Below are 20,780 nucleotides of genomic sequence, written 5' to 3'. Positions count from 1 at the left end.
GAATACTACAATTATATCTTAAAAACAAGGTTAAAATTAAAATTTTATCAGTTATAACTGATAAAATTTTGATTTCGTTCTAATTTGACAGATATAACAAGAATCGGCATAATTGATACAAATCATACCAACTATGCCGATTGATTCAGGGTCTTGCCCCTATCGTCTTCTATCTTATGTCACCGGATTCCCGTCATCGGCGATGGTCGTCACGAATTCCACCCGTTCCTTCCCATCTACAACATTATCCGCGAAAAGGATCATGCCTTTGGACTCCAGCCCCCTCAGCTTTCTCGGCTTGAGGTTTGCTACAACCGTGACTTTCTTTCCTACACAGTCTTCCGGCTTGAAATACTCCGCTACGCCGGATATGATCTGCCGTTTTTCCGTACCCATCTTCACCTGGAAGACCAGCAGCTTGTCCGCTTTCGGATGTTTTTCCGCGGACAGAATTGTGCCGACCCGCAGATCCAGTTTGGCAAAATCATCATACTCAATGGCTGGCTTTAATTCCAGAGGAACATTTTCATCCTCAGCAGGAGTTCCTTTCAGAGCCTCCAGTTCTTCCAGCTCTTTTTCAATGTCCAGTCTCGGGAAGATCGGCTCTCCCTTCTTAACCTGTTCGCCCTGCATCATATTAAACGTAAAGGCATCTTCCCAGGCTACATCCGCGTACCACAGACCCAGCTGTTTTCTGATTTCATTGGAAGTTGAGTGCATAAACGGATAGATCAGAATCGACACAATGCGCAGGGTCTCCGCCAGATTGTGAAGCACCGTATCCAGGCGCGGCTTGTCCGCTTCGTTTTTCGCCAGAATCCACGGCGTGTTCTCATCAATATATTTGTTGGCCCGTCTGACAGCTACCCAGATTTCTTCCAGCGCCAGATTGAATTCAAATTTATCCATATGGGCTTCCACTTTATGTCCCGCGGAAGTGGCGATGGCTTTTAAATCTTTATCTGTGGCGTCTTCCGGCTCGCAGGCGTCCGGAACAATTCCGCCATTGTATTTCTCGATCATGGAAACGGTTCTGGAAACCAGATTCCCCAGGTCATTAGCCAGATCGTAGTTCATTCTCTTGAGCATTACCTCATTGGTGAACACGCCGTCCTGTCCGAAGGTGTACTCCCTGAGCAGGAAGTATTTCAGCGCGTCGATGCCATAGCGGTCGATGAGCATTACCGGATCCACTACATTTCCCTTGGATTTGGACATTTTTCCGCCCTCCAGGAGCAGCCAGCCGTGACCCAGAACCTGCTTTGGCAGCGGCAGTTCCATGGACATGAGCATTGCCGGCCAGATAATGGTATGGAATCTCACGATTTCTTTCCCCACAAGATGCACATCTACCGGCCAGTACTTTTCGTAAAGCTCCGGATCATCCGGATAGCCCAGTGCGGTAATATAGTTTGTCAGCGCGTCCAGCCACACATAGATAACGTGTTTTTCATCAATCGGCACCGGGATTCCCCAGTCAAAAGTGGAACGGGAGATGCACAGATCCTCCAGCCCCTGCTTTACGAAGGAAATCATTTCGTTTCTCCGGCTTTCCGGCTGCAGGAAGTCCGGGTTGTTTTCAAATAAATCCAGCAGTCTGTCCTGATATTTGGAAAGACGGAAGAAGTACGCCTCTTCCTTTGCTTTCTCCACCGGACGGCCGCAGTCCGGACACTTGCCGTCCACCAGCTGGCTTTCCGTCCAGAAGGATTCGCACGGCGTACAGTACATACCTTCATACTCGCCTTTATAAATATCACCCTTTTCATAAAGCTGCATAAAGATCTGCTGTACCCGCTTTACATGCCGCGGCTCTGTGGTACGGATAAAATCATCGTAGGAAATCTCCATAGTCTTCCACAGCTCTTTTACGCCGCTTACAATTTTATCTACATACTCCTGCGGAGTTACCCCCTGTTCTTTGGCGATGGTCTGAATCTTCTGCCCGTGCTCGTCCGTACCGGTGAGGAACCGGACATCATAACCGGCCAGTCGCTTGAATCTCGCCATGGCGTCTGCCATTACCGTACAATAGGTATGCCCTATATGAAGGTTGGAACTCGGATAGTAAATCGGAGTTGTAATATAGTATTTTCCTTTGCTTTGTGTCATTTTTATCATTCCTTTCCTGCGCGGCTTCGAATGGGAAGCAGCGTTGCTAATCATTAGAATATCACGGTTTTCGAGTATCGTCAATGAATGGTCCGGCTGAGGCGAAAACTTTTTTTCAAAAATTTTTAAAAAACAGTTGACAGACATAGTTCGTCATAGTATACTCAGGTTAGTTAAAGCTAACCAAACAAAAAAACATGTCCACACAGGGAAATGTCGCATCCCTTATTTTTTACCTCATTGGTTAGCCTATACTAACTAATTTTTTCTGAACAAGGAGGCAGCGTTTCTATGCTGGAAAAGTATTTAGTCGCGCACTGCTCACCAACCCTGGCAGGGTTAAAAAGTGCCAACATATTTAATTACTCTTTCACATCAATAAAACTTTTAAAACAGCAACTTGAGCATTGCGGCCGGATGCTTCGTCCAAAAGGCGTTTCCATCCATGTTTTGCGGGCTTCAGAGAATAAAGCTCTGATCTATGTCTACCGCGGGCACCGGGTTCAGGAAGAATTGAAAAGACAGGGTGTTTTTGACTTCCTTTCAAACTATGGCTACGAAACGGACCGTCTCGACATTTGTCTGCAATTTCTCAGCATGCGGATATCTTCTCACTTGGAATTTCCTCACGAGATTGGTCTGTTTCTTGGCTACCCTCTCGGTGATGTCATAGGTTTTGTTGAAAACAAAGGAAAGAACAGTCGCTGCAGCGGATGCTGGAAAGTATACTGCAACGAATGTGAGGCAAAAAAACTTTTCGCCAGATTTGAAAAGTGCAGATGCCTTTACCACGAATTGTTTAACCGCGGAAAAACCATCTGTCAGCTGACAGTTTCCGCCTGAATATAGAAAGAAAGACGAGGTATTGATTATGAGCAAAGCAGCAGTTGTGTACTGGAGCGGTACAGGAAATACAGAAGCTATGGCGCATGCCGTTATCGAAGGCGCGAAAGGCGCCGGGGCGGAAGCCGAGCTTTTTACAGCCAGTGAATTCACGCCGGATAAAGCGGCCGGATTTGACGCAATCGCGTTCGGCTGTCCTTCCATGGGCGCGGAAGTTCTGGAGGAAGAAGAGTTTCAGCCTATGTGGGACGCCTGCAAAGGTTCCCTCGCAGGGAAAAAAATCGCCCTCTTCGGATCCTATGGATGGGGCGACGGGGAATGGATGCGGAACTGGGAAGCCGAATGCCGCGACGCGGGGTTCAATTTTGCGGCTGAACCGCTGATTGTCAATGAAACTCCGGATGACGCGGGTCTGGAATCCTGCAAGGAATTAGGTGCATCCCTGGCCTAGCCAGCCAGTTTGCAAATAAATTACAGTTGTACATAGCCATAATAAAATGTAAAAAAGCGCCTGAAGCTCAGGCGCTTGTCTCCTTTTTTTGAGGTTCATGGGCTCCTCACCATTCCACCCTATCATTACAGAAAGGTCTTAACTCCAAAGTATCCCAGCACGATGACGCCCAGGACAATCCGGTACCAGCCGAAGACTTTGAAATCGTGCTTTTTAATGTAGCTCATCAGGAATTTGATCGCCACAATGGAAACGAGGAACGCTACAATCAGGCCGTTAATCAGCAGCAGACTCTCATCACTTGTAAAGTGGAATCCGAATTTCACCAGTTTTAAAAGGCTGGCGCCGAACATAACCGGAATCGCCAGGAAAAAGGTGAATTCCGCCGCTACGGTCCGGGAAACGCCAATCATCAGCCCTCCCATAATCGTGGCGCCGGAACGGGATGTCCCCGGAAAGATTGCCGCCACTAGCTGGAAAATTCCAATAATCAGAGCCTGCTTGTAGGTCAAATCGTCAATGCTTTCCACCTTGGGAATGGCGTGCTTATTTTTGTTTTCAATAATAATGAACAGCACCCCGACCAGAATCAGCATGATCGCTACGGTCTGATAATTGTAGAACAAGGCGTTAAACACATCGTCAAACAGCAGTCCGATAATCGCCGCCGGCAGGCAGGCTACGATAATCTTCAGCCACATAATCCATGTCGCTCTATTCGTAGGAATCAATCGCTTCCAATAGATCACCACAACGGCCATAATCGCGCCAAGCTGGATGACAACCAGGAACATTTCCATAAATTCCGGCGAAACATCCATTTTGATAAACTCATCTACCAGAATCATATGTCCGGTACTGCTGATGGGAAGCCACTCTGTAATTCCCTCAACAATCCCGAGGATAATCGCTTTTATAATTTCCATCTCCATTTAGCCAAAACACTCCTTCTTTCTTATCCTTGCAAGCTGTAAATTCCACAGCGTCCTAACTCTATATGATATAGGAAATATACAGGTTTGTCAAAAAAATCACGCTAATTTAAGAAGGATTTAAGGTGTCTTCTCAAATAATTATAACCCCGCCCCATGGCTTTGTGGTAAAATGGGCATAAGATAAAATAGTTTCAGAATCTAAGGGATTGGAGGGATGTAAATGAAAGAAAAATTTCACCTTACGGATAATGTAGCGATTCTTAATTTTGATCTTGCGCTTCCGGACACAAAGTCGGGACTTTTAAAATCGGAAGAATTCAAAGCCTTTGCTCTGCGTTATATGGATTATCTCCGGACTCATGATACCGATCTTTATGAGTGGGCTGCCGCGGGAAAAAGCGACAAGGAAGCCGTGGAGGATCTGTGCAGACTGGGAAGAATGATTCTCGTCTTCGATATACAGGAGGTCAGCAGCCCGTACCTGGACGGCACGGACAACGCCCTTAACTTTGTAGAGGGCATCTTTAATTACTGGAAGGATCATCAAAGATACTCGATTACCACCAATCGCCTCAGCGATACGGAATCGACGGTCTTTGTAAATCAGGACTCGGAATTTAACCAGCTGATCCGCAATACCTTCCGCAAGATCGAACAGTCTCTGAGCGGCCACCCCAATAAAATATTCCGCCAGCAGCCGGCAGGAACCAACGCCGCTATCGCGTGCTACATGAATTCCAGTATCCATTTGAGCGAACGATACCATTTCTTAAAGGAAATCATGTTCATTGATTCGGTCATGCTGCGGACGCCGACGATCCTTCATCCGAAATCCAATAAACGGGAAGGGTTATTTGAAAAGACACTGAAAAACCCGGCCTTTACCTTCAGTGGGGATCCTGCTGAATATTTTTGCTATCCGGCCAAAGTGGGGGAGCTTCTCTTCTTTATTTGTTTCCACCGGGATTATATGGCGAACGGGATCTCCTGCGCAAACCTTTTTGAACTGGCAACGCCGGAGGAAGCTTCACAAAAGCCGGACGGAATCGTCCTCTTTGGAAATCCGGACGGACAGGGACAATGTACCTTCTATCACGATCAGGACGAAGATCTCTGGGTTGGAAGCGTATCATCAAGTGAAAAAATCGAGTATTTCGGCTATATGAAAAAGATGGTGCTGACCCTTCATAATGTGGCTATGATGCAGCGGGGCTGGCTGCCGATTCACGGAGCCTTTATCAACGTAATCCTGAAAAGCGGAAAGAGTAAAGGGATCTGTCTTATGGGCGATTCGGGCGCCGGCAAGTCAGAAACCATCGAGGCTTTGAAATCTCTTGGAAATGATAAAATACAAAAGCTGGAAATCGTCTTTGATGATATGGGCACCTTCCACATTGAAGACGGCGTACCGGTTGCTCAGGGAACGGAAATCGGCGCCTTTGTCCGCCTCGACGATCTGGATCCGGGAGCGCCGTACCGGGATATCAACCGTTCTATTTTCTTCAATCCGGATCAGGCAAACGCCAGGGTTATCACCCCCGCGGCTCCCTATTCTCTCATCACGCGCAACCACAAAATTGATCTGTTTGCCTATGCCAACAACTATGATGACAAGCAGGGGCTGCGGCAGTTCGAGGATCTGGGAGAGGCAAAAGAGACCTTCGTAAAGGGGATCCGTATGGCTAAAGGCACAACCCAGGAAACAGGGCTTTCGGAAACCTACTTTGCCAATCCCTTCGGTCCGATGCAGGAGCAGGACAAATGCGAGCCGATTATTGAGGAAATGTTCCAATGTCTCAAGAAGAACAATGTATTTATCGGCGAGGTCTATACCCATCTGGGCCTCAACCCGGAGGGAGACGATATAAAGGACGCGGCAAAAGCGCTGCTGAAGTTTATTGAAAACAATTAGTTCTTCTGCCGTTAACGGCAGAGGGTTTCCCTTTGACTTTCATTTTTCACACCAACAGCTCCCGATGTTCCGGCATTTGGGAGTTGTTTTTATGTGCAAGAAAAAAGCTGCCGCTCTGACGACTTTTACTCGTCAATGCGGCAGCCCCTCTTTTATCATGCAGAAGACGGAACCCTTCGTTCCCATTATCTTTATCAACACTTTGCGAGATTTTCCGTTTGTTTCTAAAAATTACAGTGTTCCAGAGATCGCTTTCGCTTTTTTCCCTGCAAGTAAGCGACTCCGCCTGATTTACGACCTGAAAACCTTGAAATGTTAGTAACAAACGCGAAAAATTTCAATCTGTTACTAAATGACAACCCTTTTCTGCGTTCAAAGGTTTTCAATTTCCTGTGGACTAAGCCCTGTAAGCTCCGCAATTTCTTCCACTGACATGCCCCTGGCTTTCATTTTTTTCGCGACTTCAAGTCGCCCCTTGATTCGACCTTGCTCTATGCCTTGCTCTTTTGCCGTCCGCATGCGGATCGCCTGGTCAATCTGATACATCTCTTTTGACATCCGGTACGCGCTCAGTCGACCATCTTCGCTGACCTTCTTCAGTTCTTTGTCTGCCATGGCTATCACCTCATCTCCAGTCCCCAGCAGCCGTTCCACATACGCTTCCCTTTCCGGATCTCCAGAGCAACTCATATATGCGCTCAGCACTTCCAGCGGGTTCAGTTCCTCCGCCTCCTTCTCTTCCCATTGATACTTTCCCAATTCCAGAATGTGAAGCTGCATCATCTCGCTCAAAATTTTCCCTGTTTCTCTGCTTTTCAGCATAAAACAACTGTGGGGAGGCTCGCTTTCGGGGAAATATGTATCCCGCAGGATCACGATTACGATGCTTTTTTTCAGTTTACCATTGAAAATCACGTCGCTGGTCAGCGGCTCTCTATGTACCTTTTTCTTCATACAGTAACCCCCCTTTAAATGGATAATATTTACTGTAATATTATTACATTTAAAGGGGTCTGTCAATGCTCAATCTGAAATTAGAAGGCAGCCGCCTCCTTATTCCGCGAAATTCCCGGTATAGAGCTGATAATATTTTCCTTTTTCCGCGATCAGATCCTCATGGCTGCCCCGCTCGATAATGCGTCCGTGTTCCAGGACCATGATGCAGTCGGAGTTCTTTACCGTAGACAGTCTGTGAGCGATGACGAAGGTGGTCCGTCCTTCCATCAGCGCGTCCATACCGGCCTGAATCAGACTCTCCGTTCGGGTATCAATGGACGACGTAGCTTCGTCCAGAATCAGTACCGGCGGGTCGGCAACCGCGGCGCGGGCAATGGCTAAAAGCTGTCTCTGCCCCTGGCTCAGATTAGCCCCGTCGCCGGTCAGAACCGTCTGGTAGCCGTCCGGCAGCCTGTGAATAAAGCTGTCCGCGTTGGCAAGCTTTGCTGCCGCGATACACTCTTCATCGGTCGCGTCCAGCTTTCCGTAGCGGATATTGTCCATAACGGTTCCGGTAAACAGATGGGTATCCTGCAGTACCATGCCGAGGGAGCGCCTTAAATCCGGCTTGCGGATCTTGGTGATATTGATTCCATCGTAGCGGATCTTCCCGTCCTGAATATCATAAAAGCGGTTGATGAGATTGGTGATCGTCGTCTTTCCCGCCCCAGTGGAGCCGACAAAGGCGATCTTCTGACCCGGCTCCGCGTACAGACGAATATCGTGAAGCACCATTTTATCGTCGTCATAGCCAAAGTCCACGCCATCCATGACCACTCTTCCTTCCAGCTTTTCATAAGTAAGCGTACCGTCTTTATGCGGGTGTTTCCACGCCCAGATTCCGGTACGGGTTTCCGCCTCTGTCAGAGTTCCGTCCTCTGCTTCCTTCGCGTTGACCAGTGTTACATAACCGTGGTCTTCCTCCGGCTCCTGATCCAGCAGTTCAAAGACCCGGTTGGCGCCGGCCTGTCCCATAACGATAAAGGTCATCTGCTGGCTGATCTGCGCAATCGGCTGAGTAAAGTTCCGGTTCAATCCGAGAAAGGCGATAATCGTTCCGACCGTCGTTCCCGCTGCGCCGGAAAGAGCCAGCAGCGCTCCGAAAACCGCGCACAGCACATAACTGAGATTGCCGATATTGGCGTTCACCGGCATCATCAGATTCGCGTACCGGTTTGCCTTGTCCGCGCTGTCCCTCAGCCTGTCGTTGAGCTTCCGGAATTCCTCCACTGCCTGCTCTTCGTGGCAGAACACCTTAACCACCTTCTGACCGTCCATCATTTCCTCAATATACCCGTCTACCGCGCCCAGGTCATGCTGCTGATGCTGAAAATACTTCCCGGAAAGGGCAGAGAACTTTTTCGTTACAATCAGCATAATGACCGCCATAGCAAGCGTCAGAACCGTCAGGGGCACATCCAGCATCAGCATGGAAATAAAAGCTGCCGCCATGGTCACGAGCGAGTTGATGACCTGCGGGATGCTCTGGCTGAAAAGCTGGCGCAGCGTATCCACGTCATTTGTGTAAACCGACATAATATCCCCATGGGCGTGGGTATCAAAAAACCGGATCGGCAGGGACTCCATTTTTGTAAAAAGCTCGATACGCAGCTTTTTCATTGTTCCCTGACTGACATTGACCATAATCCGGTTGTACCCGTAAGTCGATACAATGGCGATGATGTACATAATCGCGATTCCCACAAGCGCCTTCGCCAGCAGCGAAAAGTCCGGCGAAGCGGACTGCATCAGCGGCACGATGTAGTCATCCACCAGAGACTGCACAAAGAGCATTCCCCGCATAGTCGCCACCGCAGTAATGAGAATACAGATTACCACCAGCAGAAACGAAAACTTGTAATTCTTTATCATGTATCCGAGCAGACGTTTGAAAATCCCCAAAACGTCACTTTTTTTCATTTTTTCCGGTCTTGCTTCCATCTATATCAAATCCCCTTTCATCAGCCTGCCTGGTCGAAATCACCGCCGCCTTTAATCTGCGACTCATAGATTTCCCTGTAAATCGCATTGTTCTTCAGCAGGTTTTCATGTGTGTCAAATCCCAGAATATGCCCGTCATCCAGAATCAGAATCCGATCTGCGTCCTCCACGCTGGACACCCGCTGAGCGATAATCAGCTTGGTAGTACCCGGAATCTTTTCCCGGAAGGCCTTGCGGATTCTGGCGTCTGTCGCCGTATCCACGGCGCTGGTAGAATCGTCCAGAATCAGCACCTTCGGCTGCTTTAACAAAGCTCTCGCGATACAGAGTCTCTGCTTCTGCCCGCCGGAAACATTGGCGCCGCCCCGCTCCAGATACGTTTCATATTTTTTCGGCATCTTTTCAATGAACTCATCCGCGCAGGCCGCCCGGCAGGCTTCGACGCATTCTTCCTCTGTCGCGTCCTCCTTTCCCCAGCGGAGGTTTTCCAAAATGGTGCCGGAAAAAACAACGTTTTTCTGCAGCACAACCGCCACCTGATTTCGCAGCGCTTCCAGATCATAATCTTTTACATTTCTTCCGCCGACGCGGACTTCCCCTTCCGTCGCGTCGTAAAGGCGGCTGATCAGGTTCACCAGGCTGGTCTTTCCGGACCCGGTCCCTCCGACAATTCCGATGGTCTCTCCGGATTTAATATGAAGATCGATGTCTTTAAGCACCTCTTCACCGGAACCCTTCTGATAGGAAAAGTCCACATGATCGAAATCAATGCTGCCGTCCGCCAGTTCCATCACCGGCTCTTCCGGATTTCGCAGTTCCGGCACTTCATTCAGCACTTCCGAAATTCGCTTTACACTGGCCGAACTCATGGAAACCATAACGAAAATCATGGAAAGCATCATCAGCGACATCATAACGCCCATGATATAACTGAACAGCGATGTAATCTGTCCGGTCGTCATATCTCCGGCTACGATGAACTTGGCGCCAAACCAGGAAACCGCCGTAATACAGCCGTAGATCACCAGCATCATAGACGGCGCGTTCAGCGCCAGCAGACTTTCCGCCTTTACAAAGAGCCGGTACAGGTTCTGCGTCGCTTTTGTGAACTTCTTGTTTTCAAAATCCTCCCGCACATAGGCCTTTACCACGCGAATGGCGGAAACATTTTCCTGCACATCCTCATTCAAATCGTCATACTTGTCAAATACCTGACGGAACACTTTCGAAGCCCCTCCCAGGAGAAAGAACAGCATAACGGCCAGAAAACAGAGCGCGACCAGAAAAATCAGACTCAGCGTCCGATTGATCCAGAAACACATAACCATACTGAAAACCAGCATCAGCGGCGCCCTTATCGCGATTCGGATAGACATCTGAAAGGCGTTCTGTACATTGGTAATATCCGTTGTCATTCTGGTAACCAACCCCGCGGTGCTGAACTTGTCGATATTGGAAAAGGAAAAGTCCTGTATCCGTTCGTACATATTCTGCCGCAGATTGCAGGCAAATCCCGCGGACGCGCTGGCCGCGTATTTTCCCGCCAGTATCCCGCAGGTCAGGCTGCACAGCGCCATAACAATCATGAGTAGTCCATAGCGGAATACGGCCCCCATATCTCCGGCCTGAAGCCCCTTGTCAATAATCAGAGCTGTCGTAAACGGAAGGATTACCTCCATCACAGCTTCCAGCCCGGCGTAGCACAGAGTCAGAATCGAATCTCGCTTGTACTTCCCGAGCTGCTTTAAAATTGTCCTCAATTCTAATTCCCCCTTTATTCCGTAAATTTCTCTCTTTTTTGTTCACGCACCTATTCTACCGTCAATTTTGTTGTTTGTAAAATTCAAATATGTTATAATCTATAACATATTCTTATAGATGATTATATATATTTTTTATAACAAGGAGAGCCTATGAATACCATTCAGTTAGAATGTTTCCTCGCGGTAGGGCGGCACCTGAATTTCTCAAAAGCCGCGGAAGAAATCAAAATTACCCAGCCCGCGGTCAGTCACCAGATTCGCTCTCTGGAAGAGGAACTGGGAGTCAAGCTTTTTCTCCGTACCAGCAAAAGCGTATCCCTGACGCCGGAGGGGCGGCGATTTTTCCCGGACGCGGATCGGATTCTGAAGATTATCGCCTCTGCCAGAGATCGGCTCCACAGTTCGGCAGATCCGATCCCCCTTGAAATCGCCTGTGACAATCAGTTAGAGCTGGAACTCCTTCCCCGCCCCATAAGCAGGCTGAAAAAAGAATTCCCTCAGCTTCAGCCCTTCATCCGTCTGGTTCCTTTTGATATACTTTCCAATCTTATGGAATCCGGGCAGATTGATGTGATGTTCGGCGCAAAGAACACCTATAAAAGCGACTCCCTGCAGTATCACAATCTCTTTTCCAGCCCGATTTGCTGTATCTGCAGCAGGAATCACCCTTTGGCTCAATATCAGTCTCTGACAGCGGACAAGCTGCATGGCCCCATCGTTTTATGCGAATCCCACCGGATTCCCCAGTCCCTGTTTCAGCTGCAGCTGAGAATCGCTTCTTCCTTTCCGGAGGAAGAGCGTTTTTTCGGGGACAGCTATGAAAGCGTTCTGACCTTAGTCAAGGCGGAACTTGGTTATACACTGCTTCCCGCGCTTCCCAATATGTCGACGAAGACGCTGTGCTGTATCCCCCTCACCGATCAAAAGCCCTTTTCTTTTGGGCTCTATTACTCGGACACAGACCGCAGCTGGCTTTTCAAGCGATTTTGGCAGATTATGAAGTCCTGTCTTGAGGAGAAAAATCCGTAAACACTTTAGCTTTCTGTTAAAAAAGGAGAAGGGTTCCTCCGTCATAAGAAAAGTCTTCTGACGGGAATCCCTTCTCCATATTCGTATTTCAGTCAGGATTTAATTGAGGATTTTGTTTATTTAACGTTCGTTTTTCAGCTCCAGATAATCTTTAATCAGTTTGACAATATTATCGATGGAGATATAACCGCTGTCAATGCACAGGTTATAGTTGACCGGATCTCCCCACTTGCGGCCTGTATGGTAATTGTAATAATTGGCGCGGGCCTTGTCGGTATCGTTCATAACCTTCTTTACATCTTTTTCCGGAACATTGTACTCTTCCACCGCGCGTTTGATCTTATCGCCTTTTTCCGCATAGATGAAAATGTTCGTCGCTCCCGGAATACCCCGCAGCACATAGTCCGCGCATCTTCCTACGATGACACAGGATCCCTCGTCGGCAATCTTGCGAATCGTATCAAACTGCGCCAGGAAAAACCGCTCGTTCAGAGAAAGGCTGTCCGGGCCGGAATCTCCGGTTCCAAAAGCAGAGGACAGGCTGTAGAAAAAGCTGTTCTTGGCTTTCATTTCCGCCTCTTCCATCATCTCTTTCGAAAATCCGCTTTCTTCCGAAATTCTGCTCAGAAGCTCTTTATCATAATAAGGAATCCCCAAATCATCCGCCAGTCGTCTTCCGATCAATCTTCCTCCGCTACCGAATTCACGGCTGATGGTTATAATCTGCTTACTCATAATATTGCCTCCCTTATTTCTTTTTTCTATTATAGCAGATCCGAGCGGATTAATCCAATATCATTTCGATACTGCATCCCTTCAAAGGAAATCCGTTTCACATTGTCAAAGGCTTTCTGACGAGCCTCCTCATGGGTTGCCCCCACAGCCGTCACGCCCAGCACTCTTCCTCCGGAGGTTACAATGGCGCTGCGGCAGGAGCTGGCGTCGCAGATATGGTCGCTGGCGGTACCCGCGTGGAACACGACCACATCCTCATCCACTTTATCAAGGCCGGTAATTTCCTTGCCTTTTTCATAGCTTCCCGGATAGCCGCCGGAAGCCAGAACCACGCACACGGCCTTTTTGTCGCTCCATTTCATCTCTGTTTCCGACAGCCGGTTTTCCGTCACTGCCGTAAAAATATCCGCAAGATCGCTGTCCAGACGCATCAGAACCGACTGCGCCTCCGGATCACCGAACCGATTATTGAATTCGATAACCTTCGGGCCGTCTTTTGTAATCATCAGACCGATAAAGAGCACGCCTTTAAAATCCAATCCGTCTTCCTGAAAGCCTTTCAGAGTCGGCTCAAGAATTTCCCGGCGAATCCGCTCTTCCAGTTCCTTATCGAACACAAGACTTGGAGAGTAGGTCCCCATTCCTCCGGTATTCGGACCCTTGTCGCCGTCAAAAATCCGCTTGTAGTCCTGGGCCGATTCCATGGGAACAATCGTATACTCGTCTACAAAGCACAGCATGGAAGCTTCCACGCCAGTAAGGAACTCCTCTACGACTACTTTGTCTCCGGCGCTGCCGAACACTTTCTCTCCCATCATTTCCTCTATGGCTTTTCTGGCGTCTTCTTCTGTTTCCGCGATGACAACGCCCTTTCCCGCTGCCAGACCGTCGGCCTTCAGCACCATAGGATAGCCGAAGATTCCCACCGCGTCCAGCAGTTCCTGTTTGTCAGTAAACTCTCTGTATCCGGCGGTCGGGATGCTGTGCCGCTTTAAAAAGTCCTTGGTAAAGGCTTTGCTGGCCTCCAGCTGGGAGCATTTTTTATTAGGGCCAAAGGCCGCGATTCCCGCAGCCTCCATTTCATCCACAATTCCCATGGCGAGGGGTACCTCCGGCCCGATAACCGCCAGATCGATCTGGCTTTCTCTGGCAAAGGCGCAGAGACCCTCAATATCCTCGGCCTTGATAGGCACACATTCGGCGTCCAGTGCGATTCCGGCGTTGCCCGGCGCGCAGTAAATTTTATCAACCTTCGGGCTCTGGGCCAGCTTCCACACGATGGCGTGTTCTCTGCCGCCGCCGCCCACTACTAATACTCGCATATGTTACTCCTGCAATTAATGTTTGAAATGGCGGATTCCGCAAAATACCATGGCGATTCCCAGCTCGTTGGCCTTGTCAATGGATTCCTGATCCCGAATAGAGCCTCCCGGCTGAATAATTGCCGTCACGCCCGCTTTCGCCGCCGCGGTTACACAGTCGTCAAAGGGGAAGAACGCGTCTGAAGCCAGAACCGATCCTTCCAGAGAAGTATTGGCCTGGCGGATGGCATTTTCCACCGCCCAGATCCGGTTCACCTGTCCCGGTCCGATGCCGACAGTCGCCTGATCCTTGGCAATTACAATGCCATTGGATTTAATATGTTTTACCACCTTCATGGCAAGGCGCAGATCCTCCATCTCTTTTTCCGTCGGCGCCCGGTCGGTCACAACGTTCAGCGCGTTTTCGTCAAAGAGAATATCGTCCACACCCTGAACCAGCAGGCCGCCGCTCACCTTCTTAATATCAATCTCGCCTGCCGCCTCTTTATTTTCAATGTCCGGCAGCTTCAGGAGACGAATGTTCTTTTTCTGTGTCAGAATTTCCATGGCCTCGTCTGTAAAGTCCGGCGCGATGACGATCTCAATGAAAATCTTGTTGATTTCCTCGGCAGTCGCCTTGTCAATCGGACGGTTTGCCGCCACGATTCCTCCGAAGATCGAAGTCGGATCGCAGTCATAAGCTCTTTTATAAGCGGTGTAGATGTCGCTTCCTGTTCCGACGCCGCACGGGTTGGCGTGTTTTACCGCCACGACGGTAGGCTCTGAAAATTCTCTGAGAGCTGCCAGAGCGCCGTTGGTGTCATTGATGTTATTAAAGGAAAGCTCTTTTCCGTGGAGCTGCTGCGCCTTTACAAGGCTTCCGTCCGCAGGCTGAATCTCCTTATAATAAGAAGCTTTCTGATGCGGATTTTCGCCGTAGCGCAGTTCCTGCACCTTTTCAAAGGTCATAGTCAGATTATCCGGCAGCTCCGCTCCGATCTGCTTTCTCAGATAGTCGGAGATCATCGCGTCGTAAGCAGCCGTGTGCTGGAACACCTTCAGAGCCAGACGGTATTTGGTGTCATAGGAAACGGTTTTGTTTTTCTTTAACTCATCAATTACCGTCTCATAATCCGCCGGATCACAGATTACAACCACGTCTTTATGGTTCTTCGCCGCGGAGCGGAGCATGGTCGGTCCGCCGATGTCGATGTTTTCGATGGCGTCTTCCAGAGTTACCCCCGGCTTTAAAATCGTTTCTTTGAACGGATACAGATTGATCGCCACAATGTCGATGGTCTCAATTCCCAGATCCGCAAGCTGTTTCATATGCTCCGGCTTGTCCCGCATGGCCAGAATTCCGCCGTGGACTGCCGGATGCAGGGTTTTCACTCTGCCGTCCAGACATTCCGGGAATCCCGTCACATCGGAAATTCCGGTAACGGCAATGCCGCTTTCCTCCAGTTTTTTATGCGTTCCGCCGGTGGAAATAATGGTAACTCCCAGATTCTCCAGTTCACGGGCGAACTCTACAATTCCGGTTTTATCGGAAACACTCAGTAATGCTCTCATTTTCTATTCCTTTCCATCCCAACAATAGGTACATAACTTACATTTATCAACACCAATGGCTTCGATGGTGTCCTCCAGGTTCTGGAACTTCAGACTGTCAAACTGCAGACGCTTGCGGATTTCCTCCACCATATCCTCATGCTTCTGCGTATTGCTGTCGGCGTATTCTTTCAGGATTTCCGCGTCGATTTCTTCTCCCTCAATGCCTTCCAAATCCCGGATAACCCGGCGGGTAATCAGCTCCAGGTCGCTGACAGAACGGGAGAAGTTCAGGTATTTGCAGCCGTACATAATCGGCGGGCAGGCGGAGCGGACATGAATTTCCTTTGCTCCGTTGTCCAGAAGGTAGGAAACAGTCTCCGAAAGCTGGGTTCCTCTTACGATGGAGTCGTCGATCAGTACGAATTTTTTATCATTGATAATCTGAAATACCGGAACCAGCTTCATCTTGGCAATCAGATTCCGGGCCTTCTGGTTCTGCGGCATAAAGCTTCTCGGCCAGGTCGGCGTGTATTTAATCAGCGGACGCGCGTAAGGCACTCTCGACTGGTTGGCGTATCCCAGCGCGTGAGCCACGCCGCTGTCGGGAACGCCGGCCACATAGTCCACGTCCAGATCGCTTTCTCCCGGTCTCTGAGCCAGAAGCTCCCCGTTGCGGTTACGCATCATTTCCACATTCCTGCCTTCGTAAATGGATGTGGTATATCCGAAGTAGGTCCACAGGAACGCGCAGATCCGCATGTCTTCCTGGGCCTCTCCCACGGTCTTTTCCTCTTCCGCGGTAAGGAAAGCGATTTCCGCGGGGCCCAGTTCGCGCTGGTATTTGTATCCCAGATTGATGAAGGCAAAGGACTCAGAAGCCGCGCAATAGGCCCCATCCTTTTTGCCGATGATCAGAGGGGTTCTGCCGTATTTGTCTCTGGCCGCGTAAAGACCTTCTTTCGTCAGAACCAGCATGGTAACGGAACCTTCGATCCGCTCCTGAGCGATACGGATTCCGTCCACAATGTCTTTTCCTTCCGAAACCAGAGCGGCTACCAGTTCTGTGTTGTTGATGCCTCCGCCGCTCATGGACATAAACTGTCCCGGCCGGTCTTCCAGAAGATCCTTTACGATTTCTTCTTTATTATTAATCCGTCCCACCGTTGTAATGGCGTAGTCGCCCTGCCGGCTGCGGACGGTAAGGGGCTGGGGATCCCCGTCGCTGATAGCTCCGATTCCCATATTCCCTTCCATTTCTTCGATATCCACTTCGAATTTGCTGCGGAACGGGGTGTTCTCAATATTGTGGATCGACCGGTTAAAGCCGTCCTTTTGCAGTACGCACATTCCTCCCCGTTTGGTTCCCAGGTGCGAATGGTAGTCGGTTCCGAAAAACAAATCCATTACGCAGTCCTGTTTTGAGACAAATCCAATAACTCCTCCCATCTATTGACCTCCTTTTTCTGGTAAAGTTTCCATTACTTTTTTTATTCCCTCTGCTAAAATAACATGTTCGGTTTTTAATACCCGCGCGGCCAGAGTCTCCGCCGTGTCCCCCGGCTCTACCGGCACCTCCCGCTGCAGGATAATTTCTCCGGTGTCCACGCCTTCATCCACAAAGTGAACGGTTGCTCCGGACACCGTTTCTCCCCCGTCCAGCACTGCCTGGTGCACCCGCTTGCCGTAAAATCCTTTTCCGCAGTATTTGGGAATCAGAGACGGATGGATATTGATAATCCGCCCCCGGTAAGCGTCGATCACCGGCGGCTCCAGTACTTTCATGTAACCGGCCAGAACCACCAGATCCGTGTCTTCCTCCGCGAGGGCTTTGAGCAGCCCGTCCGTATCCTTTATGACCTTTCCTTTGATTCCGGCTTTTGCCGCCCGCTCCAAGGCGAAGACGCCTTCCCTGCTGGAAATGACCTGCACGATCTCCGCGCCCGCCAGTTCGCCGCTCTCCACTTTATCAATGAGGGCCTGCAGGTTTGTCCCTCCGCCGGAAACCAGTACGGAAATATTGACCATTTATTTATCCTCCAATATTACTCGTTCACTGTCTGATTTGACGATCTGTCCGATAATATCCGCCGTTTCTCCCGCGGCCCGCAGATCCTTTACCGCCGCGTCCGCGTCTTTGGCTGATGCAATCATCATCATGCCCACGCCCATGTTAAAGGTGGAGAACATTTCGATCTTATCGATATTTCCGCATTTTTTGATGTACGGGAAAATCGGGGGAACTTTCCAGGTGCCTACTTTGATTTTCGCCGCAAGCCCTTCCGGCAGAATCCGCGGAATATTCTCGAAGAATCCGCCCCCGGTAATGTGGACGATTCCCTTCACATCATATTTCGGAAGCACTGCGTTGCAGGCTGCCGCGTAGATTTTTGTCGGAGTCAGCAGAGCTTCACCCAGGGTCTGTCCCAACTCGTCCACGTAGGTATCCACTTTCATATTCATCTTATCGAAAAAGACTTTTCTTACCAGAGAATAGCCGTTGCTGTGGATTCCGCTGGAAGCGATGCCGATGATAACATTTCCTTCCGCCACATGTTCTCCGGTGATGATCTTTTCCTTGTCCACCATTCCCACGGAAAAGCCCGCCATGTCATACTCGCCTTCCCCGTAGAAATCCGGCATTTCCGCAGTCTCACCGCCGACCAGGGCGCTGCCTGACTGTCTGCATCCTTCGGCGATACCCTTTACAATATCCGCGATTTTTTCCGCCTTTACTTTTCCGGTCGCGATGTAGTCCAGGAAAAAGAGGGGTTTTGCCCCCTGGCAGAGAACATCGTTGACGCACATTGCCACGCAGTCAATGCCTACCGTATCATGCTTGTCCATCATAAAGGCGATTTTCAGTTTGGTTCCTACGCCGTCCGTACCGGAAACCAGCACCGGCTGGCTCATGGTCGCCACATCGATCTGGAACAGGCTGCCAAAGCTTCCCAGTCCGGTGAGGACGTTTTCATTAAAGGTACGCTTTACATGATCCTTCATCAGGGTGACGGCCCGTTCGCCTTCTTTGGTGTCCACGCCCGCGTCTTTGTAAGTCAGTTTTTTTGTATCATCCATGATCTTTCCTCTCTTTCCGATTCTGTTCCGGCAGTTCCATCGGATATTCTCCTGTAAAACAGGCGGTGCAAATTCGGTCTTTGCCCAGGCCAATGGCCCGCAACATACCCTCCACGCTGAGATATCCAAGAGAATCCGCTCCGGTCATCTTACAGATTTCCTCAATGGTATACTTTGCCGCTGCCAGCTTTTCTTTATCCGGAGTGTCAATGCCAAAAAAGCAGGGGTCGGTTACCGGAGGAGAAGCCACGCGAATATGAACTTCTCTGGCGCCCGCGTCCTTCAGCATTTTTACAATCTTTCCGCTGGTTGTTCCTCTTACAATCGAGTCATCTACCATAATCAGCCGCTTGCCCGCGACATTTTCCTCCAGCACATTGAGTTTTAGTTTCACAGACAGTTCCCTCATTCTCTGATCCGGCTGGATAAAGGTTCTTCCGATATAGCGATTTTTAATCAGCCCTTCACCATAGGGAATACCGGATTCCTCCGCATAGCCGATAGCGGCAACCGTTCCCGAATCCGGAACCGAAATCACCATATCCGCCGGAACCGGCCATTCCCTCGCCAGGATTTTTCCACACTTACTCCTGGCGGTATACACGCCGATTCCGTCAATCCGGCTGTCCGGTCTCGCGAAGTAGACATACTCAAACGCGCAGGAAGCGAGCTTTTCTTTTCGAGCGTACGGATATGAGGTAATCTCCCCATTTTTGATAACAACCAGTTCGCCCGGCTCCACATCCCGCACCAGCTTCGCGCCCAGAAGTGGAAACACACAACTTTCTGAGGAGAAGATATAGCCATCTTCATTTTTCCCGATGCATAAGGGCCTCAAACCGTTGGGATCTCTTACTCCGATGAGTTTGTCCCCGGTGGTAATAACCAGCGCGTAAGCTCCCTGAATTTTCTTTAGCGCTTTCTCAATGGCTTCCTCAATGGGGACGTCCCGCCCGTATCTGGCGATCAGCGCGGCAATGACCTCTGAATCAATCTCCGTCTGAAAGATGACGCCTTTATTCTGCATCTTTTGCTTCAGAATCCGCGCGTTGACCAGGTTTCCATTATGGGCCAGCGCTACCGCCTTGTCCCTCAAATAGATCACCAGGGGCATCGCGTTGCCCGCGTGGCTTTCCCCCGCGGTGGAATAGCGTACATGCCCGATCGCGATATCGCCCTGCATCCGCTCTATGATTTCGTCGTTAAAGACTTCCTGCACCAGACCCATATCTTTATGGTACTGAATGGTTCCCTGCCTGTTAACCGCGATTCCCGCGCTTTCCTGCCCTCTGTGCTGCAGGGAATGCAGTCCGAAATATACGCCGCGGGCAATATCTTTTTTCCCCGGCGCGTATACTCCGATGACGCCGCATTCGTCATGAAATTTTTCTTCTATCCCCTTCATTAATCCGCTTTCTTTACGCGCTTTAATACTTCCTGATAAGTTTCTTCCACATTGCCCAGGTCTCTTCTGAACCGGTCTTTGTCCATCTTCTCATTGGTCTTTACATCCCACAGTCTGCAGGTGTCCGGAGAAACTTCGTCCGCCAGAATCACTTCTCCGTCATAAAGACCGAATTCGATTTTAAAGTCGATCAGCTTCAGTCCCTTATCCAGGAAGAATTCTTTCAGCGTATCATTTACGATAGCCGCGTATTTTTTAATGGTCGCGATCTGCTCTTCGGTAGCAAGTCCCAGCGCCAGGGCATGGGATTCACACATCAGCGGGTCGCCCAGATCGTCGTTTTTGTAGGAAAATTCAAAGGTCGGCTTGTCAAATACAATTCCTTCTTCCACTCCGTAGCGTTTGGCGAAGGAACCCGCGGAAACGTTCCGCATGATGACTTCCAGAGGCAGAATTTTTACTGCCTTTACCACAGTCTCTCTGTCACTGAGCTGTTCCACGAAATGGGTCGGCACCCCTTTCTGTTCCAGGAGCTGGAATACGATATTGCTCATTACGTTGTTCACCGCGCCTTTTCCCGCGATCTGCCCTTTTTTCTCGCCGTTAAAAGCGGTCGCGTCGTCTTTGTAGTCTACGATGTACAGGTTTGGGTCGTCGGTTTTAAATACTTTCTTTGCTTTTCCTTCATAGAGCTGTTCTAATTTTTTCATGGTATTCTTCCTTTCTTT

General features: G+C 49.6%; 18 protein-coding genes. 5 read left to right on the top strand and 13 right to left on the bottom strand.

Going from position 1 to position 20,780, the window contains the following annotated elements; genetic code table 11:
* Window positions 1–174 precede the first annotated feature (174 nt).
* Window positions 175–2,112, bottom strand: a complete 1,938-nt coding sequence (gene metG / locus H9L42_RS14375; RefSeq protein ID WP_187304104.1) for a methionine--tRNA ligase — start codon at window positions 2,110–2,112, stop codon at window positions 175–177.
* Window positions 2,113–2,403: 291 nt separating this feature from the next.
* Between metG and H9L42_RS14370 the strand changes: the two genes are divergently transcribed.
* Complete coding sequence (locus tag H9L42_RS14370) at window positions 2,404–2,955, top strand: DUF3793 family protein (protein ID WP_187304103.1); 552 nt, start codon at window positions 2,404–2,406, stop codon at window positions 2,953–2,955.
* A gap of 28 nt (window positions 2,956–2,983) precedes the next feature.
* Window positions 2,984–3,406 (top strand): flavodoxin, encoded by a 423-nt coding sequence (locus H9L42_RS14365; protein WP_187304102.1) that lies wholly within the window; start codon window positions 2,984–2,986, stop codon window positions 3,404–3,406.
* Window positions 3,407–3,531: 125 nt separating this feature from the next.
* Here the strand turns inward: H9L42_RS14365 and H9L42_RS14360 are convergent, their stop codons facing one another.
* Complete coding sequence (locus H9L42_RS14360; protein WP_187304101.1) at window positions 3,532–4,338, bottom strand: undecaprenyl-diphosphate phosphatase; 807 nt, start codon at window positions 4,336–4,338, stop codon at window positions 3,532–3,534.
* Window positions 4,339–4,561: 223 nt separating this feature from the next.
* Here H9L42_RS14360 and H9L42_RS14355 point away from each other — a divergent pair, with 223 nt between their 5' ends.
* Window positions 4,562–6,253 (top strand): hypothetical protein, encoded by a 1,692-nt coding sequence (locus H9L42_RS14355; RefSeq protein WP_187304100.1) that lies wholly within the window; start codon window positions 4,562–4,564, stop codon window positions 6,251–6,253.
* Between the two features lie 91 nt (window positions 6,254–6,344).
* Entirely contained in the window at window positions 6,345–6,572 is a 228-nt protein-coding gene (locus H9L42_RS14350; RefSeq protein ID WP_187304099.1) for a hypothetical protein, read from the top strand.
* Window positions 6,573–6,625: 53 nt separating this feature from the next.
* On the opposite strand, the gene H9L42_RS14345 is transcribed toward H9L42_RS14350, so the two are convergent.
* From H9L42_RS14345 to H9L42_RS14335, 3 genes are all read right to left on the bottom strand, one after another.
* Window positions 6,626–7,207, bottom strand: a complete 582-nt coding sequence (locus H9L42_RS14345) for an Rpn family recombination-promoting nuclease/putative transposase (protein ID WP_187304098.1) — start codon at window positions 7,205–7,207, stop codon at window positions 6,626–6,628.
* A gap of 99 nt (window positions 7,208–7,306) precedes the next feature.
* Complete coding sequence (locus H9L42_RS14340; RefSeq protein WP_187304097.1) at window positions 7,307–9,190, bottom strand: ABC transporter ATP-binding protein; 1,884 nt, start codon at window positions 9,188–9,190, stop codon at window positions 7,307–7,309.
* Between the two features lie 20 nt (window positions 9,191–9,210).
* Entirely contained in the window at window positions 9,211–10,950 is a 1,740-nt protein-coding gene (locus tag H9L42_RS14335) for an ABC transporter ATP-binding protein (RefSeq protein WP_187304096.1), read from the bottom strand.
* 153 nt (window positions 10,951–11,103) lie between these two features.
* Here H9L42_RS14335 and H9L42_RS14330 point away from each other — a divergent pair, with 153 nt between their 5' ends.
* Window positions 11,104–11,982, top strand: a complete 879-nt coding sequence (locus tag H9L42_RS14330; RefSeq protein WP_187304095.1) for a LysR family transcriptional regulator — start codon at window positions 11,104–11,106, stop codon at window positions 11,980–11,982.
* Between the two features lie 120 nt (window positions 11,983–12,102).
* On the opposite strand, the gene H9L42_RS14325 is transcribed toward H9L42_RS14330, so the two are convergent.
* From H9L42_RS14325 to purC, 8 genes are read right to left on the bottom strand one after another with little or no spacing between them, the layout of a single operon-like run.
* Window positions 12,103–12,717 (bottom strand): cytidylate kinase-like family protein, encoded by a 615-nt coding sequence (locus H9L42_RS14325; RefSeq protein ID WP_187304094.1) that lies wholly within the window; start codon window positions 12,715–12,717, stop codon window positions 12,103–12,105.
* 29 nt (window positions 12,718–12,746) lie between these two features.
* Window positions 12,747–14,039: a phosphoribosylamine--glycine ligase gene (gene purD, locus H9L42_RS14320; RefSeq protein ID WP_187304093.1), complete on the bottom strand. Its 1,293-nt coding sequence runs from the start codon at window positions 14,037–14,039 to the stop codon at window positions 12,747–12,749.
* 15 nt (window positions 14,040–14,054) lie between these two features.
* A complete protein-coding gene (purH, locus tag H9L42_RS14315; protein WP_187304092.1) occupies window positions 14,055–15,590 on the bottom strand; it encodes a bifunctional phosphoribosylaminoimidazolecarboxamide formyltransferase/IMP cyclohydrolase in 1,536 nt (511 codons plus the stop codon).
* 3 nt (window positions 15,591–15,593) lie between these two features.
* Window positions 15,594–17,018: an amidophosphoribosyltransferase gene (locus H9L42_RS14310; RefSeq protein WP_187304091.1), complete on the bottom strand. Its 1,425-nt coding sequence runs from the start codon at window positions 17,016–17,018 to the stop codon at window positions 15,594–15,596.
* Window positions 17,019–17,597 (bottom strand): phosphoribosylglycinamide formyltransferase, encoded by a 579-nt coding sequence (purN, locus tag H9L42_RS14305; RefSeq protein ID WP_187304090.1) that lies wholly within the window; start codon window positions 17,595–17,597, stop codon window positions 17,019–17,021. It abuts the gene before it with no gap.
* Window positions 17,598–18,647, bottom strand: coding sequence for a phosphoribosylformylglycinamidine cyclo-ligase (purM, locus tag H9L42_RS14300; RefSeq protein WP_187304089.1), 1,050 nt, complete (start codon window positions 18,645–18,647; stop codon window positions 17,598–17,600).
* Window positions 18,640–20,052 carry an amidophosphoribosyltransferase gene (purF, locus tag H9L42_RS14295; RefSeq protein WP_187304088.1) on the bottom strand — a complete coding sequence of 471 codons (1,413 nt, stop codon included), beginning with the start codon at window positions 20,050–20,052 and terminating at the stop codon, window positions 18,640–18,642. Before purF ends, purM begins: the two co-directional genes overlap by 8 nt.
* Window positions 20,052–20,762 (bottom strand): phosphoribosylaminoimidazolesuccinocarboxamide synthase, encoded by a 711-nt coding sequence (gene purC, locus H9L42_RS14290; protein WP_187304087.1) that lies wholly within the window; start codon window positions 20,760–20,762, stop codon window positions 20,052–20,054. Before purC ends, purF begins: the two co-directional genes overlap by 1 nt.
* Window positions 20,763–20,780 lie beyond the last annotated feature (18 nt).

The sequence above is a fragment of the Zhenpiania hominis genome (genome assembly GCF_014333425.1).
In the GTDB taxonomy this organism is placed as follows: domain Bacteria; phylum Bacillota; class Clostridia; order Peptostreptococcales; family Anaerovoracaceae; genus Hominibacterium; species Hominibacterium hominis.
This window is presented reverse-complemented; position numbering and strand designations above follow the sequence as displayed.